The following is a 20,077-nucleotide window of genomic DNA, read 5'->3' as shown; positions in this document are numbered from 1 at the left end:
GATGGCGCAGCAACCGGTCGCCACTCTGTGATCTAACCGCGCGCGATCGCCATGCGATAGGTGGTTGGTGTCATGGCGGTATGAGCTCGGAACGCCCGCGTAAAATGGCTCTGGCTCGAAAACCCGAATGCTACGGCAACCTCGATGACGGAACACTCCGTCCGAAGCATGATCTTTGCCTGTTCGATTTTTCTGCGCATAATCCAGTTATGTGGGGCCATGCCTTTAGAGATCCGAAACATCCTGTGCAGATGGAACTGAGAGAGGTCGGCAATGACAGCCAGGTCGGCCAGTCTGATCGGCTCGCCTAGATTGGCGTCTATCCAGTCATCAAGACGTTGCAAAATGTAAGGTGGAAGGCCGCCACGAAGGGCAGGAGAGCACGATCCAAGATGTCCCACCAGCTCTGCAAGGGCGGCATCGGCCAGCAGGGCGTCCTCGTCATACGCAGCCCTCGCCAACGCCTGAAGCGGCCCTGTCATAAGAGGCATTTCAGCGAATGTTGTCGGGGTAAGGTCAAGCAGACGGGCGTCGCGATTGTGGGTCTCCGCGAAGGCACCTCGAAGTTGGTCGTCCGGCACATACAGATGGACGAACTCGAAGGGCGTTGTGATTTCCCATTCAGATCTCTCCCCCTCCGGCATGATGCAGATGGTGCCCGGGCGGCCTGTTTCTGGCCCGGCATCGACGCGCCGCGTTCCTGTTCCGCCTTTCAGATACAGGCTGAACGCGTGGCCGCGCGGCGTGTCGTAAACGACGTGATCGTTGCTGTTCTTCCAGACCGTGATCGCACGCCCCGCACCCAGGTCGAGCGCGGCCACCGCACGCGCGGTGGGAGAGACTTTAAGAAAATCACGGACGGTGGAGGTCATGACGCTCCTTAGCCCGGCCATTCTTTGCGGGAAATGTGCTTGGAGCCGATAACCGCAAGATTATGCAAGAGCGGGTTGATGCATCGGTTACGTGCAGCGGCAAAGGAGCCGTCAATGAGCACGCCAATTCTGTTTATCACCACCGTATTCATCTGGGGCACGACCTGGATCGCCATCGCGGCCCAAATCGGCGACGTACCCGTCATCGTGTCGGTATTTTACCGCTTCGCGCTGGCGGGCATCTTGATGTTGACCGGTCTTGCCGCCTTGGGATGGCTTCGGCGGCCTGCGATCTGGCGATTTGTGGTGATACAGGCACTTTGTCTTTTTTGCTTCAACTTCATCGGCCTCTACAACGCCACCGCGTCCATCCCTTCCGGGCTCGTTTCGGTGATCTTCTCACTCGCCTCGATCTTCAACGCGATAAATGCGCGGATTTTTTTCGGGGAGCGTATCAGTCAACAATCACTCCTTGCCGGAGCGCTGGGAGCCGCCGGTCTGATCTTGCTGTTCTGGCACGATCTTGCTGTTGCTCTTGATCCACAGACATTGCGCGGAATTGGCTGGGCAGTTCTGGGGACGGCCTTCTTTTCTTGGGGCAACATGGCGTCCCGCAAAAACGCGGCGATCGGGATCACACCTGTCACGGCAAATGCCTGGGGCATGGGCATCGGCGCTCTTGTCCTCCTCGCCTTGCTTGGTGCGACGGGTCAATCGCTTACCACCCCTCATGGGACAGCGTATTGGACCGCGCTCATTTACCTGTCGGTTGTCGGCTCCATCGTGGGATTTACCGCATACCTCATGCTGGTTGGCCGCATGGGCTCAGCAAAGGCAGGATATGCTACTGTCCTCTTTCCGATTGTGGCGCTCGCCGCGTCGACTCTGTTCGAAGACTATCAATGGACCGCGTCATCAGTCGTTGGCGTGATACTTGCCGGCCTGGGCAATGTTGTGATGTTCCAAAAGCGCAAATACCCGCTTCGTAGACATGCCTGACCGACCTGGCATCCAGAACGGCCCTTCGTTCCAAACGAGGACAAGAAAAGGGCTCGAAAAGTCAGCAGATACAGATTCTTGGTAGGAATACCTCGGGCTTCATTCGCGCGATGGAAGTGGGATTAGGCCAGGATGCACCACTTTGGTTGATACGTGCTTCAACACGCCTTCCGCACGTTGGACCCGGTTCCCCGTCCAATTCCGGGGCAACTGGGCAACCTCCGCCTCTTGCCCCCGCAGCCGCACCCGCGCATGAAGTGCCCATGACGCTGCGCTTCACCATCCTCGGCTGCGGGTCGTCCGGCGGCGTGCCACGCCTGGGCGGCCATTGGGGCGATTGTGACCCGGAGGAGCCGAAAAACCGCCGACGCCGCTGTTCCATGCTGGTGGAGCGGATCGGACCCGACGGCATCACGCGTGTCCTTATCGACACCTCGCCGGACATGCGCGAACAGCTGTTGGACGCGCGCATCGGTGCACTTGACGGGGTCGTCTTTACACATGCCCATGCAGACCATGCGCACGGCATCGACGACCTGCGAATGATCGTCTTCAACCAGCGCGCACGCCTGAACATCTGGGCCGACGATTCAACATGGACTGACCTGTCGCGGCGGTTTCAATACGTCTTCGAGACGCCCGAAGGGTCCAGCTATCCGCCCATTCTGACACGCCACACCATCGACGGCACGATCACGATCGAAGGCGCGGGCGGTGCGATCACTCTTTATCCGGTCAAGGTCGGTCATGGCAGCATCAACGCGCTTGGCTTTCGCATCGGGGGTCTGTGCTACATGCCCGACGTGGACACGATCCCGGCGGAAGCAATGCCGCTTCTGACCGATTTGTCCGTCTGGGTTCTGGACGCGCTCCGCCGCACGCCGCACCCTTCGCACCTGTCGCTGCCGCAGACACTCGCTTGGTTCGAGCGGATGAAGCCCGCGCGCGGAGTGCTGACCAACATGCACATCGACCTCGATTGGGCCACGGTACAGGCCGAAACCGCGCCGAACATCGATGCCGCGTTCGATGGCATGGTGATCGAGCTGCCCGATGACTGAGGCCGCCTGATGCTCAGCGTTCTGGCCGTCACGGTTCCCGTCTTCCTGATCATCGGTGCGGGCTACCTCGCGGTCTGGCGAAAGGTTTTCACCCAGGGGCAGGTCGACGGGCTGATGGTGTTCACCCAACGGTTCGCGATCCCCTGCCTGCTGTTCCTTGCCATGACACGGCTGGACCTGAGCCAAGGCTTCGACGGGCGGCTGCTGGTCACCTACTACTCGGGGTCGCTTGTATGTTTCGCCGCCGGTATCCTGGGGACCCTCTTCTGGCTCAAGCGCGGGGCGGAGGACGCGGTCGCGATCGGCTTTGCGGCGATGTTCGCGAACACAGTCCTTCTGGGCATCCCGATCGCAGAGCGTGCCTACGGTGCGGACAGTCTTGCCCCCAACTTCACGATAATCGCGTTCCACGCCGCGTTTTGCTACTTCGTCGGCATTTCCGCGATGGAGGCTGTGCGCGCGGGCGGCAGTGGCCTGCTCGGCGGCATGAAAACCGTCGCGCGCAAGATGTCGACCAATTCGCTGATGATCGGTGTGGCTCTTGGTCTGCTTGTGAACCTGACCGGCCTGCCCCTGCCCGCCCCCTTCCTGGAGGCTGTGGCCCTCATCGCGGGTGCCGCCCTGCCGGCTGCGCTGTTCGGGCTGGGCGGCGTCCTCGTCCAGTATAAACCTGAAGGTGACGCGCGGGGCATCGTCCTGTGCTGCGGAGTCGCACTTATCCTGCATCCGGCCTGGGCCTGGGGAATGGGCACGCTGCTGGGTCTGGGCCAAGGCCCTTTCCGCGCCGCCGTCCTGACCGCGGCAATGGCACCGGGCGTCAATTCATACCTCTTCGCGGCGATGCATGGACGCGCTGTCCGCATCAGCGCGTCTTCGGTTTTGATCGGAACGGCAGTGTCGGTGGCCTCGGTATCCGGCTGGCTGCTCCTGCTTTAACCCTCGATCGGGGTCGGCCCGGCGTCCATCTCGTCCGTCTCCACGTTCACCGGCGCAGCACCCGCAGGTCCCGACACGCGTGAGAAGAACTGCTTGTCGAGTTCCCAACTGACGAACAATGGGATTTCCTCGGCCTCGCCTGCCGGCTGACCCAACCAAGCCGGGCGTTCCGCCGGGCGCATGGACGTGTGCAGTCCGTTGCAGAAAGGCTGACGAACCAGCCACCGGCGCATATCCTCGCGCTTGCGCGCGGAGTGGAAAGGCCCCCAATCGGCAGCGACGCCTCGCATCCCGCGGGACACCACACCGTCGCGTGGTACGGTCAGATTCATGATGCGGACGGCGCAGGACATGTTGAGCGCGCCGTCTTTCAGCGCGTTACCCGTTCGCGCCTCGCAGCCGTAGCCACGCGCCGTCGCGGGCAAAATCTGGACCAGCCCATACCAGAGACCGCCGCCACCAACCGCAGTCGGACGATAGGTGCTTTCGTGCTTGGACAACGTCGAGAGCAGACCGGCCCAGAACGCCTTGCGCTCCCACTCGCCACCCTCGGCGTAGGCTGGACACCATTGATCAATGTCCCGTGGCACGGTCTCGACCAGTCGCTGTCCGTGACTGTCGAGGGCGTTCATCGCGGCCTGTGTCCAGCGCGAGGATCCTCGGATGTGGTCCCACCGAAGATCGGGCAATTCCTGCGTCATGGGGCGGGCGCTCGGCAGTGGCGAGATTTCGGGAGCAAGGTCTGAGCTCGGCGGCCGGTAGACCGACATTGTGCTCGGCGTTGTCGTCAGAGATGCGGTGCCTGTATCGGCGGCAGTGGCCGCTTGACCTTGCGGCAGGCGTGTTTCCGCCTGTGCCGGCAGTATTGCGCCGCTGGCAAGCAGCCCCAATACCGTAGCGAATGCGGTTGCCCGCACTGATCGTACGTGTCGATTCTTCATGTCAAACACCCCCCAGAGCGCCGAGATAACCAGTAAAAGAACCACGAGTGGTAGGCACCTGAGATGTGCCCGCAATACGTGGTAGGCCAGTACTTACGGACAGGGTGGCAGCCCAGTCCAAAAACCCGGTCGGTAGATAACATTTTCGTTGCAAAGCGCAAAGATGTCCGATGCTGCAGCGCAGCAATCCGCTCATTCAGAGCAATGCGCGGGCCGCTGCGCGCAGTAGACCGCGGGCATAAAGCTTGTGCGCCGGCAGCAGAATTCGCGCCGCAATCGGCATTCGCCCCCCTCGTGCGCGAACGACGGAACCGAAGAACAGTCGCGTCCCCAAGCGTTGCGGACGCACCGCCAGCCAGGACATCGTCGCCCCCGTGACATCCGCCAGCCAGAGCTGGTCGGCAAGCCGCCCCGCCACTGTCCAGGCAGCGAACCGGTCCGTCCGCCCCTCGGCCAGATCAATCACCTCCGCATCCGGAATCCGTCGACGCAGGGCCAGTTGCAGAACCAATCGCTCGGCCAGGAACAGCGGTGTGCCGTAAAAGGCGGCGACGAAATCCCTCAGGTCGACTGAATGCGCCACGTCGACGTAATCGCAGTCGACATAGGTTCCGGGGGGCGTGGTGGCCGGGGCCATCAGGCTCCACTTCGGCAGGTCGATACGCGCCAGGTTCATGCCCCGCCCTGCCATACCCGCACAGCTTTTGAAATGCATCCCATCGACCTGCCGTCTTGCCCCGCCGGGCCGCGCGCCTTACACCGCCTTCGATCCACTCCGGAGGCCCCCATGCTCGACACGCAACTGCCCACCCCGAAGCCCCGCGTCATCGCCGGCGAAAAGCACGACTGGGAGCTGGTCATCGGCATGGAAGTACATGCGCAGGTCGCCACGAAATCCAAGCTATTTTCAGGGGCGTCCACCAAATTCGGGGCCGAACCCAATTCCAACGTGGCCTTCGTCGACGCCGGCATGCCCGGCATGTTGCCGGTGATCAATGAAGCCTGCGTCGCGCAGGCGGTGCGAACGGGCCTGGGCCTCAAGGCAGAAATTCACCTGAAGTCGGCCTTTGACCGGAAGAACTATTTCTATCCCGACCTGCCGCAGGGCTACCAGATTTCGCAACTCTATCACCCCATCGTGGGCGAGGGCGAAGTCCTGGTCGAGCTTGGCGACGGAACCGCGCGCGTGGTACGGATCGAACGGATCCACCTCGAGCAGGACGCGGGCAAATCGATTCACGACATGGATCCGTCGATGTCTTTCGTGGACCTGAACCGAACCGGCGTCGCCCTGATGGAGATCGTGTCCCGCCCCGATATTCGCGGCCCCGAGGAAGCCGCCGCCTATGTGACCAAGCTGCGTCAGATCATGCGCTATCTGGGCACCTGCGACGGCAACATGCAAAACGGCAACCTGCGCGCCGACGTCAACGTCTCGGTCTGCCGCCCCGGCCAGTACGAGAAATACTGGGAAACGCAGGATTTCGGCCATTTAGGGACCCGCTGCGAGATCAAGAACATGAACTCCCTGCGGTTCATCCAGGCCGCCATCGACTTCGAGGCGCGCCGCCAGATCGCCCTGCTGGAACGCGGTGACAGCGTGACGCAAGAGACACGCCTGTACGACGCCGACAAGAACGAGACGCGCTCGATGCGCTCCAAGGAAGAGGCGCACGACTACCGTTACTTCCCCGACCCCGACCTGCTGCCGCTGGAAATCGAACAGGCCTGGGTCGATGACATCGCCGCCGATCTGCCCGAACTGCCCGACGCCAAGAAGGCCCGCTTCGTCGGCGACTTCGGCCTGTCCGATTATGACGCATCGGTCCTGACCGCCGACACGGATGCGGCGCAGTATTTCGAGGCCGTGGCCGCCGCATCCGGCAACGGCAAGGCCTCGGCCAACTGGGTGATCAACAACCTTTTCGGGAAACTGAAAGAGGACGAGAAGGATATCGGGGACAGCCCGATGACCCCCGCACAACTGGGTGGCATCCTTGGCCTCATCGAAAAGGGTGATATTTCGGGCAAAATCGCCAAGGACCTCTTCGAAATCGTCTACTCCGAGGGCGGCGACCCGGCCGTGATCGTCGAAGAACGCGGCATGAAGCAGGTCACCGACACCGGAGCCATCGAGACGGCCGTGGACGAAATCATCGCCGCCAACCCGGCGCAGGTAGAAAAGGCGAAGGCCAATCCCAAGCTGGCTGGCTGGTTCGTCGGCCAGGTGATGAAGGCCACCGGTGGCAAGGCGAATCCGAAGGCGGTGAACGACGTAGTGGCGGCGAAACTCGGGCTCTGACGCGGCACGGGGCAGAATTACCGGTCGGGGTTCGCGGATACAGCCGCGCGCCATCGTCCCGGACTGCCGCTTGCTTACAACACGCCCTCTCCAATGTTGCGCATCCCTAGGACAGGCGATGCACCTCCTGACGCGCTGGCGTCGTGCTCCGGTCGAGGAAGTACAGGTGCTGGAGCATTGATGCCCCCGCAGATGCGTGTTTTTTTCAGCCTGCCCTTCAACGTCCGACAAATCTCCATAATCTCGCCATGTCCTCCGGTCATTTCGGTCGGCATGAAACATGCGCCCCAATTCACTGAAGTTATTTACGAATACGAAGTCATTCCCGCGCCGACCAAAGCCAAACGGGTCGCCGGCCTGATCAAGGAAAACGAACGCGTCGCACATGAAATCAGCGAGCTGTTCAACGACATGGCGATCGACGGGTGGGAATACGTTCGCGCCGACACCATCAGCATCGACGACGTGACGGGCATTTCCGGCAATATCCCCAAGGCGCATACGCTGCTCGTGTTCCGCCGTCCGCTGATCCAATCGACGACGGACGCCGTCGAAGCGCTGATGCTCAAAGACCGGATCGCCTAAGCGATAGTTCCGGATTTCCCCGAACCTCGCGTCTCCATCATCATTCTGCGGGCACGACGTCCAGCCAACCATGTTGACCCGTCGCGCCCCGGACAACGGTGACTTTACCAACGAGCAAATAGGCTGAGCCGCGCCGGGGCCTTCGATGCATGACCCTGCTCAAAGGAACCGACCGCAATTCAGTCGGCTACTCGCCCTCCTCCACCGAAAGATCCATAGACAACGCATGGATTCGCTCCATCACGTCGCCCAGCGCCGCATGCACCATCCGGTGGCGCGCGATGCGCGACTTGCCCGCGAAGGCAGCAGAGGCAATCACGACGTGCCAATGGCTTTCACCGCTGCCGTCATCGCCCGCGTGGCCGGCGTGTTTGCCGCTCTCGTTTATGACGTTCAGACGACTGGGCGAGAGCCCATCTTGAAGCCGTGCGCGGATTACCGCTTCGATACTCATCATTTTTCCTTCCAATTGGTCGTCAAGGCCTTCCCTCTGGCGCGCCAATGACTAATCTCTGACGCCTCAGGCCGGAAGGGGGTGCTATGACCAAGAACGACCCGTTTAACTTCGACATGCGGGTGTCGACGGCGAAAAAGCGCAGCCCACGCGGCAAGCGCGGCATGTCCGGCGCGGTCGAAACGTCGACTCGCGTTTGCGATCATGATGGTTGCGAGGAGGGCGGCAAGTATCGCGCGCCCAAATCACGTGACACGAAGGACGACTACTATTGGTTCTGCAAGGACCACGTTCGCGAGTATAATTCGAAGTGGAGCTTTTTCGACGGTGCGACCGAAGCCGAACTCGCGCGGCAGGCGGAAACCGATGAACGCCCGACGCAGGCGTTCAAGAAGACGATCGAGGAGCGGGCCTGGGCGCGTCTGGGGATCGAGGACGCGCACCAGGTGCTGGGCGGCAACGCCACGCGCAACCCAGGGCGCGGCGTTGTGGGGCGCAAGTTGCCCCCCACCGAACGCAAGGCGCTCGATATTCTGGAAGCCAAGGATGATTGGGACAAGGCTGCGCTGCGCAAGGCCTACAAATCGCTCATCAAGGTGTTGCACCCGGACATGAACGGCGGGGATCGGTCGCAGGAGGAGCAGCTGAGCGAAGTAGTCTGGGCCTGGGATCAGTTGAAGGACAGCCGCAACTTCAAGTGACACTTTCACGGGTAGGCGCGATCTTCTCCGGGTCATCGCGCTACCCGACGCCGGGATGCCCCGCCACAACCACCATCTGACGGCCCGCATGGATATCCCATCGAGAATGCCCCCGCTCCATAGGACCGGGGGCGAAAATCAGTGGGTCGAGGCAATCTGGGGGGTAGCACCCGACCCACGCCCGCCACGGCCGGAATGTCCGCGACGGGATTGCGACGGCGGTGTTACTGCTTTGGCAGCAGAACACGGTCGATGACATGAATCACACCGTTCGACTGATCGACATCGGCGATGGTGACCGTCGCCGCGCGGCCATTTTCATCGGTAACCGTGAACGTGTCGCCGGAATAGGTGCCTGTAAGCGTACATCCACCCACCGTCGGGATCGGATGCGCGCCACCGTCGTCGTCGATCATGCCCTTGAGCGCGTCCGACATAACGTCGGCGGCGACCACGTGACAGGTCAGGATCTGCTGAAGCTGAGCCTTGTTTTCTGGCAGCAGAAGCGCGGCAAGACTTTCGTCGCTGATCATGCCGAAGGCGGCGTCAGTCGGCGCGAAAACGGTGAATGGACCGGGCCCCGACAGCGTCTCGACCAGATCAGCAGCCTGAACGGCGGCGACCAGCGTGGTGTGGATGGGCGAGTTCACGGCGTTTTCGATGATGTTGCGCTGGACCAGCATTTCGGCACCACCGACCATCGGATTCGCCATCATGTCTTCGGCGGCGTGGGCATCGGCCAGTGCCGAGATGGTGGTCATAGAAAGCGCGGCTGCGGCAAGCATAATTGACTTCATGGGTGTTTCTCCGTGTTGGGTCGCGACCGGGCCTCTGCCCAGCCGTCCTCAGCATCCACGCGAGTGTCACGGGAAAGTTTCAAACAAACGGCCGAAAACTGCTTTTCAGATATCGTAGAGCGGCCCCGCGACCAGAACGGCCCCAGTGGGCTGACCCGTAGGCGATCCGCCGAGCGGTTCGTCCGACACCGCCAGGATTACCCCGGCTGCCAGGCCTTCAGGGGCCGGGATCACCAGTCTTTCCTGATCTGGAAGCACCCCGAGCGAGACGGGCGCGGCGTCACCCGCGATCAGCCACAGTTGCAGCGCACGACCTGGAAACGGCTCGCCTTCCCGACGAATGATCAACAGATCTTCCCCGTCCGTACCTGCCGCGAAATGCATGTTACCCGCGCCCGAACCCTCGATGGCCGTCATCTCGGCGTGCAGCACGGGGTCGAAGGCAGGCGGCTGCAGCAGAACCAGAGCCAGCGCAAAAGCCGCGACCGGGCCCGCGATCAGGCCTAGAACGCCAAGCCAGCCCTGCCACCAATGGCGCGCGGGCGGTGCAGGGAAAAGCCGTTCCGCAACTTCGCCGCGCAGACGCGCGGGCGGAGAAACGTCCGGTCCCGCGGTCAGCGAAGTCAGCCGCGCGGCCCAGTCTTCGTGCACTGCGCGCAAGGCGGGCTCCCGCTGCAGACGCGCCTCGACGGCCTGTGATTCCAACGGGGGCAGAAGGCCCAGAACGTATTCGCCGATCAGGGCGTGGTCATCGTCTTCGGGGATTTCGTGCGGGTCGGTCATCGGCTCAGACACTCCCGCAGGGCGATCAGGCTGCGGCGCAGCCAGGTCCGCATCGTATTCAGTGGCACGTCGAATCGAGCGGCCAACTCGGCGTAGGTTTCACCCTCCAGATAGGCGCGTCGGACCGCCTCGCTACGCGCGGCCTCCAACTCGGCCAGGCAATCAACGATCGCCTTCGCCTCGCCCTTGGCGATGGCATTGGCCTCCGGTCCCGGCGCAAGATCACGCAACACATCGTCGGCTGGCATCTCGCTCCGCCCCACTTCGGCGCGTTTCCGCCGCAGAATGTCGATGCAGTGATTACGCGCAACTGTAGCCAGCCACGTGATCGGCGATAATCCGTTCACCCGGTAGCGGTCGGCGTTGCGCCAGATCTTGACGTAGATGTCCTGCAAGGCGTCCTCGGCTTCGGCTCTGTTGCCCAATACACGCAGGGCGACGCCGAACAGTTTCGCCGCCGTTGCATCATAAAGGTGCCCGAACGCCGCCCGGTCCCCAAGCGCAGCCCCCGCAAGCCACCTTTCCAAGTCATCACGTGTGGCCAAGCTGTCTCTCCAACGTCCCGCATTTGGAGGCGCTGCGCGCATTTGCACGCCTGCCCTCTCTTGCGATTACGCCCCTTATGTTGCATCCGGGCACTTGGCTGCAAGGAGACGGATCAATGGCTGACGGGGCAACGGATATGAACGCACTTCCGACCAAGGACATTTCCGTCCGCGAAATGTTCGGAATCGACAGCGACATGACCGTCAAGGGCTTCGAAGAGGCCTCCGACCGGGTACCCGTCATCGACCCGACCTACAAATTCGATCCAGACACCACGCTGGCCATCCTTGCCGGATTTGGCTGGAACCGCCGCGTGATGATCCAAGGCTACCACGGGACGGGCAAGTCGACGCACATCGAACAAGTCGCCGCGCGTCTTAACTGGCCCTGCGTGCGCGTCAACCTCGACAGCCACATCAGCCGTATCGACCTGATCGGCAAGGATGCGATCCGCCTGAAGGACGGCGTTCAGGTCACTGAATTCCACGAGGGCATTCTGCCGTGGGCCCTGCGCAACCCCGTAGCGATCGTGTTCGACGAATACGATGCGGGCCGCGCCGACGTTATGTTCGTGATCCAGCGGGTCCTGGAAACCGACGGCAAACTGACCCTGATGGATCAAAACACCATTATCGAGCCGCACCCCAGCTTCCGCCTGTTCGCGACGGCGAACACCGTCGGCCTGGGCGACACGACGGGCCTGTATCACGGCACACAGCAAATCAACCAAGCCCAGATGGACCGCTGGTCGCTGGTGGCCACGCTCAACTACCTGAGCCACGACGCCGAGACGAACATCGTTCTCGCCAAGAATCCGCATTACAACAGCGAAAAAGGCCGCCAGACCATCAGCCGTATGGTGACCGTCGCCGACCTTACGCGCACGGCCTTCATGAACGGTGATCTGTCCACCGTCATGTCGCCGCGCACGGTTCTCGCCTGGGCCCAGAATGCCGAGATCTTCCGCGACGTGGGCTATTCTTTCCGCCTGACGTTCCTCAACAAGTGCGACGAACTGGAGCGGCAGACCGTCGCGGAGTTCTACCAGCGCTGCTTCGACGAGGAACTGCCCGAGAGCGCCGCGAGCCTGTCACTCGGCTGAGCGACTGCCCCCTTCCGATCCGTCGAAAGGGGGCCAAAGCGCGCTATTTCACCTTTTTGCCCGCAACGATCAGGTCAGCGCGGGAATTTGCCGATGGAGTGGCAAGCGGAGCTTTCACCACCTCCTTCTTCGGCTTCTTCACTTCGCGGTTGCCCTTTTGTTTGTCGCCCTTACCCATGGTCTTTCCTTTCGAGGCGGACCCCGATGTTGGGCACCCGGACCGCTTGATATTGCAAGAGATGAACCAGGGTTGCCCGGACCGAACGGTCAGGGGCGATGATCCCGGCCCCGCGTGCCATCAGGCTGTATTCGGGGCATGAGCGCACGATACGCCTCCCAACACGTCACAGCAAGCGTCATGGGGCTTGCGCCAATCGGCCCACGCCACAGAACGGCAAGTCGAAACCATTGCTCCCGCCCGCTTCGGATGATTTATCACCTGCATGAGCAAACCCACCGACAATCCCGCTGATCCGTTCAAGAAGGCACTGGCCGAAGCGACAAAGACGCTGGCCGACGACACGGAGCTTTCCGTCACCTTCTCCGTCGATCCGTCAGGCCAGACGAACGACTCGATCCGCCTGCCTCAGGTCTCCCGCCGGATGACCCGCGATGAGGTGATGCTGGCGCGCGGCACGGCCGATGCCTACGCGCTGCGCCACCGGCACCACGACGCCGGAGTGAATGCAAAATACATGCCGCAAGGCAACATGGCGCGCGAACTGTACGAAGCAATGGAAACCGCCCGCTGCGAGGCCGTGGGCGCGCGCACAATGCCCGGTACGGCCGGCAACATCGACGCCAAGATCAACGTCGATGCCACCCGCAGGGGCTATGGCGACGTGAAGGACAAGGCGCAGATTCCGTTGGCCACCGCCGTCGGATACTGGGTGCGGCAACAGGCCACCGGCCGTGCCTTACCAAAGGGGGCGGAAAACGCGCTCGACCTTTGGCGCGGATTCATCGAGGAATCGACGGGCGACCGTCTCGATGGAATTGACGACGTTCTGGCCGACCAGACAGCCTTCGCACGTCTGGCCCGCCAGATGATCGACGACCTGGGCTACGGCGACCAGTTGGGCGACGACCCGGACCAGGAAGACGAGGATCAGGAGGAGGAGGGCGAAACCGACGAGGACGAACAGGAACCCGACTCCACCGGCGACGACGAAGATCAGGAGCAGGACGACGAGGCCAGCCCCGAACAGTCGCAGGATCAGCAGGACGACCCCAGCCAGGCGCAGGTCTCCATGGATGACATGGCCGACGAGGAAATGGGCGAAGAGGCGGAGATGCCCGACTCCGACGAACAGGGCGAGCCCCCCGCGCCGCAGCCCGTGTCCGACGCCGATCCAAACTACACCGTCTATACCGAAGCCTTCGACGAAGTGGTCGGAGCCGAGGATCTGGCCGAACCCGCCGAGCTGGAACGGCTGCGCGCCTATCTCGATCAGCAGTTGGAGCCGCTCAAGGGGGCCGTGTCGCGCCTTGCCAACAAGTTGCAGCGCCGCCTTCAGGCACAGCAGAACCGCTCTTGGGAATTCGACCTGGAGGAAGGCATTCTTGACGCCGGACGTCTGGCCCGCGTCGTAGCCAACCCGACGACACCCCTTTCGTTCAAAATGGAGCGCGATACCGAATTCCGCGACACCTGCGTGACGCTGCTGCTGGACAACTCCGGATCCATGCGTGGACGCCCCATCTCGATTGCTGCGATCTGTGCCGACGTACTGGCCCGCACGCTGGAACGGTGCGGCGTCAAAGTGGAGATCCTCGGCTTTACCACCCGCGCCTGGAAGGGCGGACTCTCGCGCGAAGCCTGGTTGAAAGACGGTCGCCCTGCCACGCCGGGTCGCCTGAACGACCTGCGCCACATTATCTACAAATCTGCCGACGCGCCTTGGCGCAGGGTACGCCCGAACCTTGGCTTGATGATGAAAGAGGGCCTGCTGAAGGAAAACATCGACGGAGAGGCGCTGGAATGGGCGCACCGCCGCGCGACCGCCCGCCCCGAGGCCCGCAAGATCCTGATGGTGATCTCGGATGGTGCGCCAGTGGACGATTCCACTCTCTCGGTGAACCCCGCTAATTACCTTGAAAAGCACCTGCGCGACGTCATCGCCATGGTCGAGAAGCGCAAGGCCGTGGAACTCCTGGCCATCGGCATCGGCCACGACGTGACACGCTATTACGACAGGGCCGTCACGATCACCGACGTGGAGCAACTTGCGGGTGCCATGACCGAACAACTTGCCAGCCTCTTCGACAGCGACCCGCGTGCCCGCGCGCGCGTCAAGGGAATGCGCAGGGCATCCTGACGGTGGACCGACCTTCCCTCTGCCGGACGCCTCCGGCGGGGGAGTATTTTCAAAGCAGAGAAGCACGGTCCGCCCCACCGTCCGTCGGTTTCTCGGGTGACGGGGGCTTCTCCGCTTGCGGTCATCGGCTCTCCAGCCTGTACCGTGCAGCCAACTTCGCAAGGCGTGATTAAGAAAAGGTTTCGCGCTTCTCCGTTTCACAAATACTCAGAACACGACGGCGCAGCCGCACCCCCACCAGACCGAGGTTCCGATGTTCCAATCCTTCGACGTCACCGCACGCCCCGATGCCGCCCCGCCGCGTGTGGCCCGGCTCCGCGACTGGATGGCGGCTCAGGGGCTTGATGCCTTCATCGTGCCCCGCGCAGACGCCCATCAGGGTGAATACGTTGCGCCCTGCGACGAACGCATGGCCTATATCTCGGGCTTCACCGGATCGGCGGGGTTTGTCATCGTTCTGCGCGACCGGGCCGCAGTTTTCACGGACGGACGCTACACCGTACAAGTCAGGGCCCAGACCGATCCGGACACGTTCGAAACCGTGAACTGGCCCGTGACTGGGCTGGCAGACTGGTTGCCGGGGGCCCTGCCGACTGGCGGCCGCGTCGGGTTCGACCCGATGCTGCATCCCGTGTCCCAGATTGAGGGCTTGCGGGCGCTTGAGGCCTTCACCTTCGTGGCTTGTCAAAACGGCGTCGATGCAATCTGGGATGCTCGCCCCCCCGCCCCCGCCGCCGCGATGACGGCCTACCCCGAGGCGCTGGCGGGTAAATCCGCCTTGGAAAAGCGCACCGAGATTGCCGCCAACCTGAAAGCCCTTGGTGTAGATGCGGCACTGACGAACCAGCCCGAAGCCATCGCCTGGCTTTTGAACATTCGTGGTGGCGACATCGCGCGCACCCCGGTGCCGCAGTGTTTCGCCGTGCTGCATGGCGATGCCAGCGTCGATCTGTTCTGCGCGCCCGAAAAGGCGGCACCCGTGACCGAACAACTGGGTCCCGACATCCGGATCACTCCGCCCGGCGACATGGGTCGGCTGCTGCGGGGGCTGGCCAAGCGCGTGGGCTATGACCCTGCCACATGCCCTGTCGCGCTGGCTGAGATGCTGGCCAACGGCCAGCGGATCACCGATCCCTTCGCCCTGCCCCGCGCGATCAAGACCGACGCGGAAATCGCCGCAACGACCGAAGCACACCTGCGCGACGGCGCGGCCATGGTCCGGTTCCTGCGATGGCTAGACCAGGATCGCACGCCCGAGACGACCGAAATCGACGTCGTGACTGCGCTTGAGGGGTTTCGCCGCGATACCAATTACTTGCGCGATATAAGCTTTGAGACGATCGCCGGCACCGGCCCGAACGGAGCGATCGTGCATTACCGCGTCAATCGGGAGACGAACCGCACGCTGGATACCGACAGCGTGATACTGGTCGACTCGGGCGGGCAATACGAGGATGGAACAACGGACATCACCCGTACCGTGCCGTTGGGCAATCCCCCCGTCCAGATCCGCCACGCCTTCACCCGTGTCTTGCAGGGGATGATCGCCGTTAGCCGCACGCGCTTCCCCATCGGGGTGGCTGGGGCGCATCTGGACGTGCTGGCGCGCGCGCCCCTCTGGATGGAGCACCGCGACTACGACCACGGCACCGGGCACGGCGTCGGCGTCTATCTGGGTGTCCACGATGGCCCCGCCCGGATCAGCCGGATCAGCCAGGTGCCGCTGGAGCCCGGTATGATCCTGTCGAATGAACCGGGATATTACCGGGAGGGTGAATTCGGTATCCGCATCGAGAACTTGATCGTCGTCGAGTCGGCACCACGCCCCGAGACGGGCGACGACCGCGACATGCTGCACTTCATGACGCTGACCCAAGTACCCATCGACCGACGCCTGATCGAGTTGGATCTGCTCTCGCGCGAGGAACGCGCATGGCTCGATGCGTACCACGCAGGGGTCCTGGCCAAGGTCGGCCCGCGCGTTGACGGGGCCGATCGTGCATGGCTTGCCGCAATGTGCGCGCCGCTCTGACCTTTCATCTTTGGCAACGGGCGGTTAGTGTCCGTCAATCGCAAGGAGTGCCGCCATGACGACGATCAAAGTGACCCCCGCCACCGGCATCTGGACGGTTCGCAGTGATGACGGTGTCATCGTGGAGAGCAAGAATGCCCTGTCTCTGGTCGAAGGCGACCAGCCATTCGTGATCTACTTTCCGCGCAAGGACATCGCGATGGCCCTGTTCGAGAGAACGGACTCGAAGACCCATTGCCCGCACAAGGGCAACGCTGCCTACTACAGTTATGTCGGCCAATCTTCCAGCATTCCCGATGTCGCCTGGACCTATGAAAGCGTTACCAACCCCGACGCGAAGGCGATCGAGGGGTATCTTGCGTTTTATGCCGGCAAGGTCACCGTCGAACAGATCTGACCGACGCGAACGACGCGAAATCGGCCGCCCCGTCAGTTCTGGCGCACAACCTTGCCGGGGTTCATCAGGCCGTCCGGGTCCAACGCGCGTTTTACGGCCCCCATCACGTCCCAGGCGGCACCGTGTTCCGCCTCCATCAAGTGCAGTTTTCCAAGGCCCACGCCGTGTTCGCCCGTGGCCGTCCCACCCAGTTCCAACGCATGGGCGACCATCGCATCCGACAATCGCTTGGCCTCCGCGATCTCTGTCGCATCCCCCCGGTCCACCATCAGAATCGCGTGGTAATTCCCATCGCCGACATGCCCCAGGATCGGACCGGCGAGTGGTGATGCCGCGATGTCGTCCGCCGCGCGCGCGATGGCCTCCCCCAACTTCGAAATCGGCACACAGACGTCGGTGACCACAGCCGTGGCACCGGGACGTGTCGCCAAAATGGTGTGATACGCCCGGTGCCGCATCGACCACAGCCGGGTGCGATCCTCGGCGCGCGTCGCCCACGCAAAGCCGCTGCCCCCCAGATCGCCCGCGATGTCGCCGAACCGCGCGGCCTCGGACTCCACCACCTCATCCGATCCATGGAACTCCAGCAGCAGATGCGGACGTTCCGGCAAGTCGGCACCGTCGGCCGCGTTCAGAATGCGGACCGTTGCGACGTCGACGTATTCGATCCGCGCGGGCGTGAGGCCCATCTGCATTGCCGTGATCACCGCCTCGATCGCGCCGCCGGTCGTCTCGAAGCCGCAGACCGCCGCCGCCGTGGCCTCCGGCTGTCCCCAGAGCCTGAGCGTCAACTCCGTCATCAGGCCCAGCGTACCCTCCGACCCGACGAACAGTCCGGTCAGATCGTACCCGGCCGACGACTTGCGCGCCTGTGTCCCGGTTCGGATCACACGCCCGTCCGCCAGCACAACTTCCAGCGCCCGAACCTGATCGCGCATCGTGCCGTATCTGACCGCCGTCGTCCCAGACGCCCGCGTGGCCGCCATCCCGCCAAGCGACGCATTCGAGCCGGGATCGACGGGGAAAAACAATCCCGTCGCCCGCAACTCGGTGTTCAGCGCTTCGCGTGTGCAACCGGGTTGAACCCGGACCAGCATGTCTTCGGGCAGGATCTCCAGCACCTTGTTCATGTGCCTGAAGTCTACCGTGACCCCGCCCCTAAGGGCCGATGCATGGCCTTCCAGCGCCGTGCCCGTGCCCCAGCCGATCACCGGGACACCGTGACGCGCGCAGATGCCCACGATGCCCGCAACCTCCTCGGTCGAGAGCGGATAGACGACCGCATCGGGCGGCATTTCGGGATGATAGGTTTCTGATCGGCCATGCAGCGCCAGATCGCTCTTTCCCGTGGACAGGCGTTCGCCTAGCATCACCTCAAGTTCAGACAGCGCGTCTTGCGGGATCATCGGCCCCTCCCCTTTTCCAGACGCGACAGTGGTGCGTGAGGGTCGCGGGAAGGACAAGGGCTGGTGATCGATACCCCCGACGATCCGCCCCCCGATCCGCGCGCCTCGATATTGCTGGCACCGCTGCGCCGCACCTGGGCGGTGATCCGCGACCGCGGGCCGTCCAAGATCCAGTTCTGGTTCATCGCCCTGATCGTGGGAATCGCTTCAGGTTATGCCGCCGTGGCTTTCATGATGGCGATTCAGGCGTTGCAGACCTTCCTCTACGGCACCGACGATCCGCGCAAACTGCACAGCTTTGTGGCCACCTTGCCTTGGTTCTGGATCCTGATGCTGCCCTGTCTGGGCGGTCTGATCGTGGGTTACATCCTGACCCGCTTCACTCCCGACGCGCGCGTCCGCGGCCCCGCAGAAGTCATCCAGGCTTCAGCCATGAAGGAAGGCCGCGTGGAACGCCGCGCGGGCCTCGCCTCGATCGCGGCATCCCTCATCACGCTGTCATCGGGTGGGTCGACGGGCCGAGAAGGCCCGGTCGTCCACATGGTCGGTATGATCGCTGGATGGGTATCGAACAAGCTCAACGCGGATGGCGTCACCGGGCGGGACCTTCTGGGCTGCGCCGTGGCCGCCGGGGTCGCGGCCAGTTTCAATGCGCCTTTGGCGGGCGCACTCTTTGCCATGGAAGTCGTTCTGCGCCACTTCGCGATCCACGCTTTTGCCCCCATTACAATCGCCGCCGTCTCGGGCTCGGTCATTAGCCGCTCGTATTTCGGGGACGTGACCGAATTCATCCTGCCTGAATCCGGGGCCCTGGCCTTCTACATCGAGTTGCCTGCATTCCTGCTGCTGGGCCTGACCTCCGGCTTGATCGCCTTCGTCCTGATGCGGTCCGTGTTCTTCGCCGAAGATGTGGCGAATGAACTTCAGTCCACACTTAGAATGCCGCCCATGCTGCGCCCCGCCCTTTCGGGTCTGATGCTGGGCGGCATCGCGATCTTTTTTCCGCACATCATCGGCGTCGGGTACGAAACCACCTCCGCCGCACTGACCGGCGACCTTCTGCTGCGCGAAGCGGTCATATTCGCAGTCCTCAAGGTCGTCGCCGTGTCGATCACGATGGGTGGCCGTATGGGCGGGGGTATCTTTTCCCCGGCACTGATGATCGGCGCGCTGGCCGGGCTGGCCTTCGGTGAAATTGCGACGTCCGTCTTCCCCGACATCTCCGGTTCGGGCACGCTCTATGCCCTGGCCGGCATGGGCGCAGTGGCGGGGGCGGTCTTGGGGGCTCCCATTTCAACAACCCTGATCGTGTTCGAATTGACCGGCGATTGGCAAACCGGGCTGGCCGTGATGATTGCGGTATCAATCGCCTCGGCCCTGTCGGGGCGGTTGGTCGACCGGTCGTTCTTCCTGACCCAGCTTGAACGCCGCGGAATCCATCTCGCGGCAGGGCCACAAGCCTACCTGTTGGCGATGTTCAAGGTCTCAGCGGTAATGAAATACCCTGACCACCCCCGCGCGCCAAAGGACGACCGAATCCGACGCGCCTTGAATGACGGGCTGTTCGTCGCACCCGGCGACACGCTGGAGGCCGCGATGCCCCTGTTCGAACGGTCGAACTCGGACTTCCTGGCCGTGACCCGTCTGACCGATGGAGATGGGGCCCCCGAGGTGCTGGGCGTACTGCTCCAGGTCGACGCGCTGCGGGTCTACAACCGCGCCCTGGCCGCCACGGCAGCGGAGGAGCATTCCTGACGCGTGGTACCGGTGGTTTCACACCCCCGGGCCCCCGTGGGATATTATTGGCAAGAGGAAGGGCAGCCCGGGTTAGGCGGGGTGCCCTTT

Annotated in this window: 20 protein-coding genes; 11 read left to right on the top strand and 9 right to left on the bottom strand. The window is 63.0% G+C overall.

The window, feature by feature from the left end; all coding sequences use genetic code 11:
• Nucleotides 1-32 precede the first annotated feature (32 nt).
• The gene (locus BLV27_RS08570) at nucleotides 33-872 is read right to left on the bottom strand and encodes a helix-turn-helix transcriptional regulator (protein WP_092644945.1); all 840 of its coding nucleotides are present in this window, start codon (nucleotides 870-872) and stop codon (nucleotides 33-35) included.
• A gap of 114 nt (nucleotides 873-986) precedes the next feature.
• Between BLV27_RS08570 and BLV27_RS08565 the strand changes: the two genes are divergently transcribed.
• From BLV27_RS08565 to BLV27_RS08555, 3 genes are all read left to right on the top strand, one after another.
• On the top strand, nucleotides 987-1,871 hold the full coding sequence (locus tag BLV27_RS08565; RefSeq protein ID WP_092644943.1) for a DMT family transporter: 885 nt from the start codon (nucleotides 987-989) through the stop codon (nucleotides 1,869-1,871).
• 263 nt (nucleotides 1,872-2,134) lie between these two features.
• Nucleotides 2,135-2,932 carry an MBL fold metallo-hydrolase gene (locus BLV27_RS08560; RefSeq protein WP_092644941.1) on the top strand — a complete coding sequence of 266 codons (798 nt, stop codon included), beginning with the start codon at nucleotides 2,135-2,137 and terminating at the stop codon, nucleotides 2,930-2,932.
• A 9-nt stretch (nucleotides 2,933-2,941) separates the two neighbouring features.
• The gene (locus BLV27_RS08555) at nucleotides 2,942-3,868 is read left to right on the top strand and encodes an AEC family transporter (RefSeq protein ID WP_170831394.1); all 927 of its coding nucleotides are present in this window, start codon (nucleotides 2,942-2,944) and stop codon (nucleotides 3,866-3,868) included.
• Here the strand turns inward: BLV27_RS08555 and BLV27_RS19015 are convergent.
• Together BLV27_RS19015 and BLV27_RS08545 are read right to left on the bottom strand one after the other, a co-directional pair.
• Entirely contained in the window at nucleotides 3,865-4,569 is a 705-nt protein-coding gene (locus BLV27_RS19015; RefSeq protein WP_342024310.1) for a transglycosylase SLT domain-containing protein, read from the bottom strand. The two genes, BLV27_RS08555 and BLV27_RS19015, sit on opposite strands and share 4 nt — an antisense overlap.
• A 436-nt stretch (nucleotides 4,570-5,005) precedes the next feature.
• Nucleotides 5,006-5,485 (bottom strand): hypothetical protein, encoded by a 480-nt coding sequence (locus BLV27_RS08545; protein ID WP_092644937.1) that lies wholly within the window; start codon nucleotides 5,483-5,485, stop codon nucleotides 5,006-5,008.
• 111 nt (nucleotides 5,486-5,596) lie between these two features.
• On the opposite strand from BLV27_RS08545, the gene gatB reads away from it, so the two are divergent.
• The gene (gene gatB / locus BLV27_RS08540; protein ID WP_092644935.1) at nucleotides 5,597-7,111 is read left to right on the top strand and encodes an Asp-tRNA(Asn)/Glu-tRNA(Gln) amidotransferase subunit GatB; all 1,515 of its coding nucleotides are present in this window, start codon (nucleotides 5,597-5,599) and stop codon (nucleotides 7,109-7,111) included.
• Between the two features lie 93 nt (nucleotides 7,112-7,204).
• A complete protein-coding gene (locus BLV27_RS19545; protein WP_211605497.1) occupies nucleotides 7,205-7,696 on the top strand; it encodes a DUF4177 domain-containing protein in 492 nt (163 codons plus the stop codon).
• A gap of 187 nt (nucleotides 7,697-7,883) precedes the next feature.
• On the opposite strand, the gene BLV27_RS08530 is transcribed toward BLV27_RS19545, so the two are convergent.
• Nucleotides 7,884-8,150: a BolA family protein gene (locus tag BLV27_RS08530; RefSeq protein WP_092644931.1), complete on the bottom strand. Its 267-nt coding sequence runs from the start codon at nucleotides 8,148-8,150 to the stop codon at nucleotides 7,884-7,886.
• A gap of 86 nt (nucleotides 8,151-8,236) precedes the next feature.
• On the opposite strand from BLV27_RS08530, the gene BLV27_RS08525 reads away from it, so the two are divergent.
• Nucleotides 8,237-8,851 (top strand): J domain-containing protein, encoded by a 615-nt coding sequence (locus BLV27_RS08525; protein ID WP_092644929.1) that lies wholly within the window; start codon nucleotides 8,237-8,239, stop codon nucleotides 8,849-8,851.
• 224 nt (nucleotides 8,852-9,075) lie between these two features.
• Here the strand turns inward: BLV27_RS08525 and BLV27_RS08520 are convergent, their stop codons facing one another.
• From BLV27_RS08520 to BLV27_RS08510, 3 genes are all read right to left on the bottom strand, one after another.
• Complete coding sequence (locus BLV27_RS08520) at nucleotides 9,076-9,648, bottom strand: fasciclin domain-containing protein (protein WP_092644927.1); 573 nt, start codon at nucleotides 9,646-9,648, stop codon at nucleotides 9,076-9,078.
• A 105-nt stretch (nucleotides 9,649-9,753) separates the two neighbouring features.
• Complete coding sequence (locus BLV27_RS08515; RefSeq protein ID WP_092644924.1) at nucleotides 9,754-10,431, bottom strand: anti-sigma factor; 678 nt, start codon at nucleotides 10,429-10,431, stop codon at nucleotides 9,754-9,756.
• A complete protein-coding gene (locus tag BLV27_RS08510; protein WP_244504589.1) occupies nucleotides 10,428-10,976 on the bottom strand; it encodes a sigma-70 family RNA polymerase sigma factor in 549 nt (182 codons plus the stop codon). Before BLV27_RS08510 ends, BLV27_RS08515 begins: the two co-directional genes overlap by 4 nt.
• Nucleotides 10,977-11,092: 116 nt before the next feature.
• On the opposite strand from BLV27_RS08510, the gene cobS reads away from it, so the two are divergent.
• Nucleotides 11,093-12,079 carry a cobaltochelatase subunit CobS gene (cobS, locus tag BLV27_RS08505; protein ID WP_092644919.1) on the top strand — a complete coding sequence of 329 codons (987 nt, stop codon included), beginning with the start codon at nucleotides 11,093-11,095 and terminating at the stop codon, nucleotides 12,077-12,079.
• Nucleotides 12,080-12,122: 43 nt separating this feature from the next.
• On the opposite strand, the gene BLV27_RS20020 is transcribed toward cobS, so the two are convergent.
• A complete protein-coding gene (locus BLV27_RS20020) occupies nucleotides 12,123-12,257 on the bottom strand; it encodes a hypothetical protein (protein ID WP_280140298.1) in 135 nt (44 codons plus the stop codon).
• A 265-nt stretch (nucleotides 12,258-12,522) separates the two neighbouring features.
• Here BLV27_RS20020 and cobT point away from each other — a divergent pair, with 265 nt between their 5' ends.
• The 3 genes from cobT (at nucleotide 12,523) to BLV27_RS08490 (ending at nucleotide 16,826) form a co-directional block, all read left to right on the top strand.
• Nucleotides 12,523-14,397, top strand: coding sequence for a cobaltochelatase subunit CobT (gene cobT, locus BLV27_RS08500; protein ID WP_092644917.1), 1,875 nt, complete (start codon nucleotides 12,523-12,525; stop codon nucleotides 14,395-14,397).
• 253 nt (nucleotides 14,398-14,650) lie between these two features.
• The gene (locus tag BLV27_RS08495) at nucleotides 14,651-16,429 is read left to right on the top strand and encodes an aminopeptidase P family protein (RefSeq protein ID WP_092644915.1); all 1,779 of its coding nucleotides are present in this window, start codon (nucleotides 14,651-14,653) and stop codon (nucleotides 16,427-16,429) included.
• A 55-nt stretch (nucleotides 16,430-16,484) separates the two neighbouring features.
• Nucleotides 16,485-16,826 (top strand): DUF427 domain-containing protein, encoded by a 342-nt coding sequence (locus tag BLV27_RS08490; RefSeq protein WP_092644913.1) that lies wholly within the window; start codon nucleotides 16,485-16,487, stop codon nucleotides 16,824-16,826.
• Nucleotides 16,827-16,858: 32 nt separating this feature from the next.
• On the opposite strand, the gene BLV27_RS08485 is transcribed toward BLV27_RS08490, so the two are convergent.
• Nucleotides 16,859-18,232, bottom strand: a complete 1,374-nt coding sequence (locus tag BLV27_RS08485) for an FAD-binding oxidoreductase (RefSeq protein WP_092644911.1) — start codon at nucleotides 18,230-18,232, stop codon at nucleotides 16,859-16,861.
• A gap of 66 nt (nucleotides 18,233-18,298) precedes the next feature.
• Here BLV27_RS08485 and BLV27_RS08480 point away from each other — a divergent pair, with 66 nt between their 5' ends.
• On the top strand, nucleotides 18,299-19,987 hold the full coding sequence (locus BLV27_RS08480; protein WP_425283652.1) for a chloride channel protein: 1,689 nt from the start codon (nucleotides 18,299-18,301) through the stop codon (nucleotides 19,985-19,987).
• The last annotated feature ends 90 nt before the right edge of the window (nucleotides 19,988-20,077 follow it).

This window comes from Jannaschia faecimaris (assembly GCF_900107415.1).
GTDB classification, from domain to species: domain Bacteria; phylum Pseudomonadota; class Alphaproteobacteria; order Rhodobacterales; family Rhodobacteraceae; genus Jannaschia; species Jannaschia faecimaris.
The sequence above is the reverse complement of the archived record's forward strand: the minus strand, read 5'-3'. Positions and strand labels throughout refer to the sequence as shown.

Bases quoted from the DNA above. Each gene is read 5' to 3' on its own strand.
- cobT (WP_092644917.1), top strand. From the start codon at position 12,523: ATGAGCAAACCCACCGACAATCCCGCTGATCCGTTCAAGAAGGCACTG.
- BLV27_RS19545 (WP_211605497.1), top strand. From the start codon at position 7,205: ATGTTGCGCATCCCTAGGACAGGCGATGCACCTCCTGACGCGCTGGCG.
- BLV27_RS08560 (WP_092644941.1), top strand. From the start codon at position 2,135: ATGACGCTGCGCTTCACCATCCTCGGCTGCGGGTCGTCCGGCGGCGTG.
- BLV27_RS19015 (WP_342024310.1), bottom strand. From the start codon at position 4,569: ATGACGCAGGAATTGCCCGATCTTCGGTGGGACCACATCCGAGGATCC.
- BLV27_RS08555 (WP_170831394.1), top strand. From the start codon at position 2,942: ATGCTCAGCGTTCTGGCCGTCACGGTTCCCGTCTTCCTGATCATCGGT.
- BLV27_RS08570 (WP_092644945.1), bottom strand. From the start codon at position 872: ATGACCTCCACCGTCCGTGATTTTCTTAAAGTCTCTCCCACCGCGCGT.
- BLV27_RS08490 (WP_092644913.1), top strand. From the start codon at position 16,485: ATGACGACGATCAAAGTGACCCCCGCCACCGGCATCTGGACGGTTCGC.
- gatB (WP_092644935.1), top strand. From the start codon at position 5,597: ATGCTCGACACGCAACTGCCCACCCCGAAGCCCCGCGTCATCGCCGGC.
- BLV27_RS08515 (WP_092644924.1), bottom strand. From the start codon at position 10,431: ATGACCGACCCGCACGAAATCCCCGAAGACGATGACCACGCCCTGATC.
- cobS (WP_092644919.1), top strand. From the start codon at position 11,093: ATGGCTGACGGGGCAACGGATATGAACGCACTTCCGACCAAGGACATT.
- BLV27_RS20020 (WP_280140298.1), bottom strand. From the start codon at position 12,257: ATGGGTAAGGGCGACAAACAAAAGGGCAACCGCGAAGTGAAGAAGCCG.
- BLV27_RS08520 (WP_092644927.1), bottom strand. From the start codon at position 9,648: ATGAAGTCAATTATGCTTGCCGCAGCCGCGCTTTCTATGACCACCATC.
- BLV27_RS08530 (WP_092644931.1), bottom strand. From the start codon at position 8,150: ATGAGTATCGAAGCGGTAATCCGCGCACGGCTTCAAGATGGGCTCTCG.
- BLV27_RS08565 (WP_092644943.1), top strand. From the start codon at position 987: ATGAGCACGCCAATTCTGTTTATCACCACCGTATTCATCTGGGGCACG.
- BLV27_RS08485 (WP_092644911.1), bottom strand. From the start codon at position 18,232: ATGATCCCGCAAGACGCGCTGTCTGAACTTGAGGTGATGCTAGGCGAA.
- BLV27_RS08495 (WP_092644915.1), top strand. From the start codon at position 14,651: ATGTTCCAATCCTTCGACGTCACCGCACGCCCCGATGCCGCCCCGCCG.
- BLV27_RS08525 (WP_092644929.1), top strand. From the start codon at position 8,237: ATGACCAAGAACGACCCGTTTAACTTCGACATGCGGGTGTCGACGGCG.
- BLV27_RS08545 (WP_092644937.1), bottom strand. From the start codon at position 5,485: ATGAACCTGGCGCGTATCGACCTGCCGAAGTGGAGCCTGATGGCCCCG.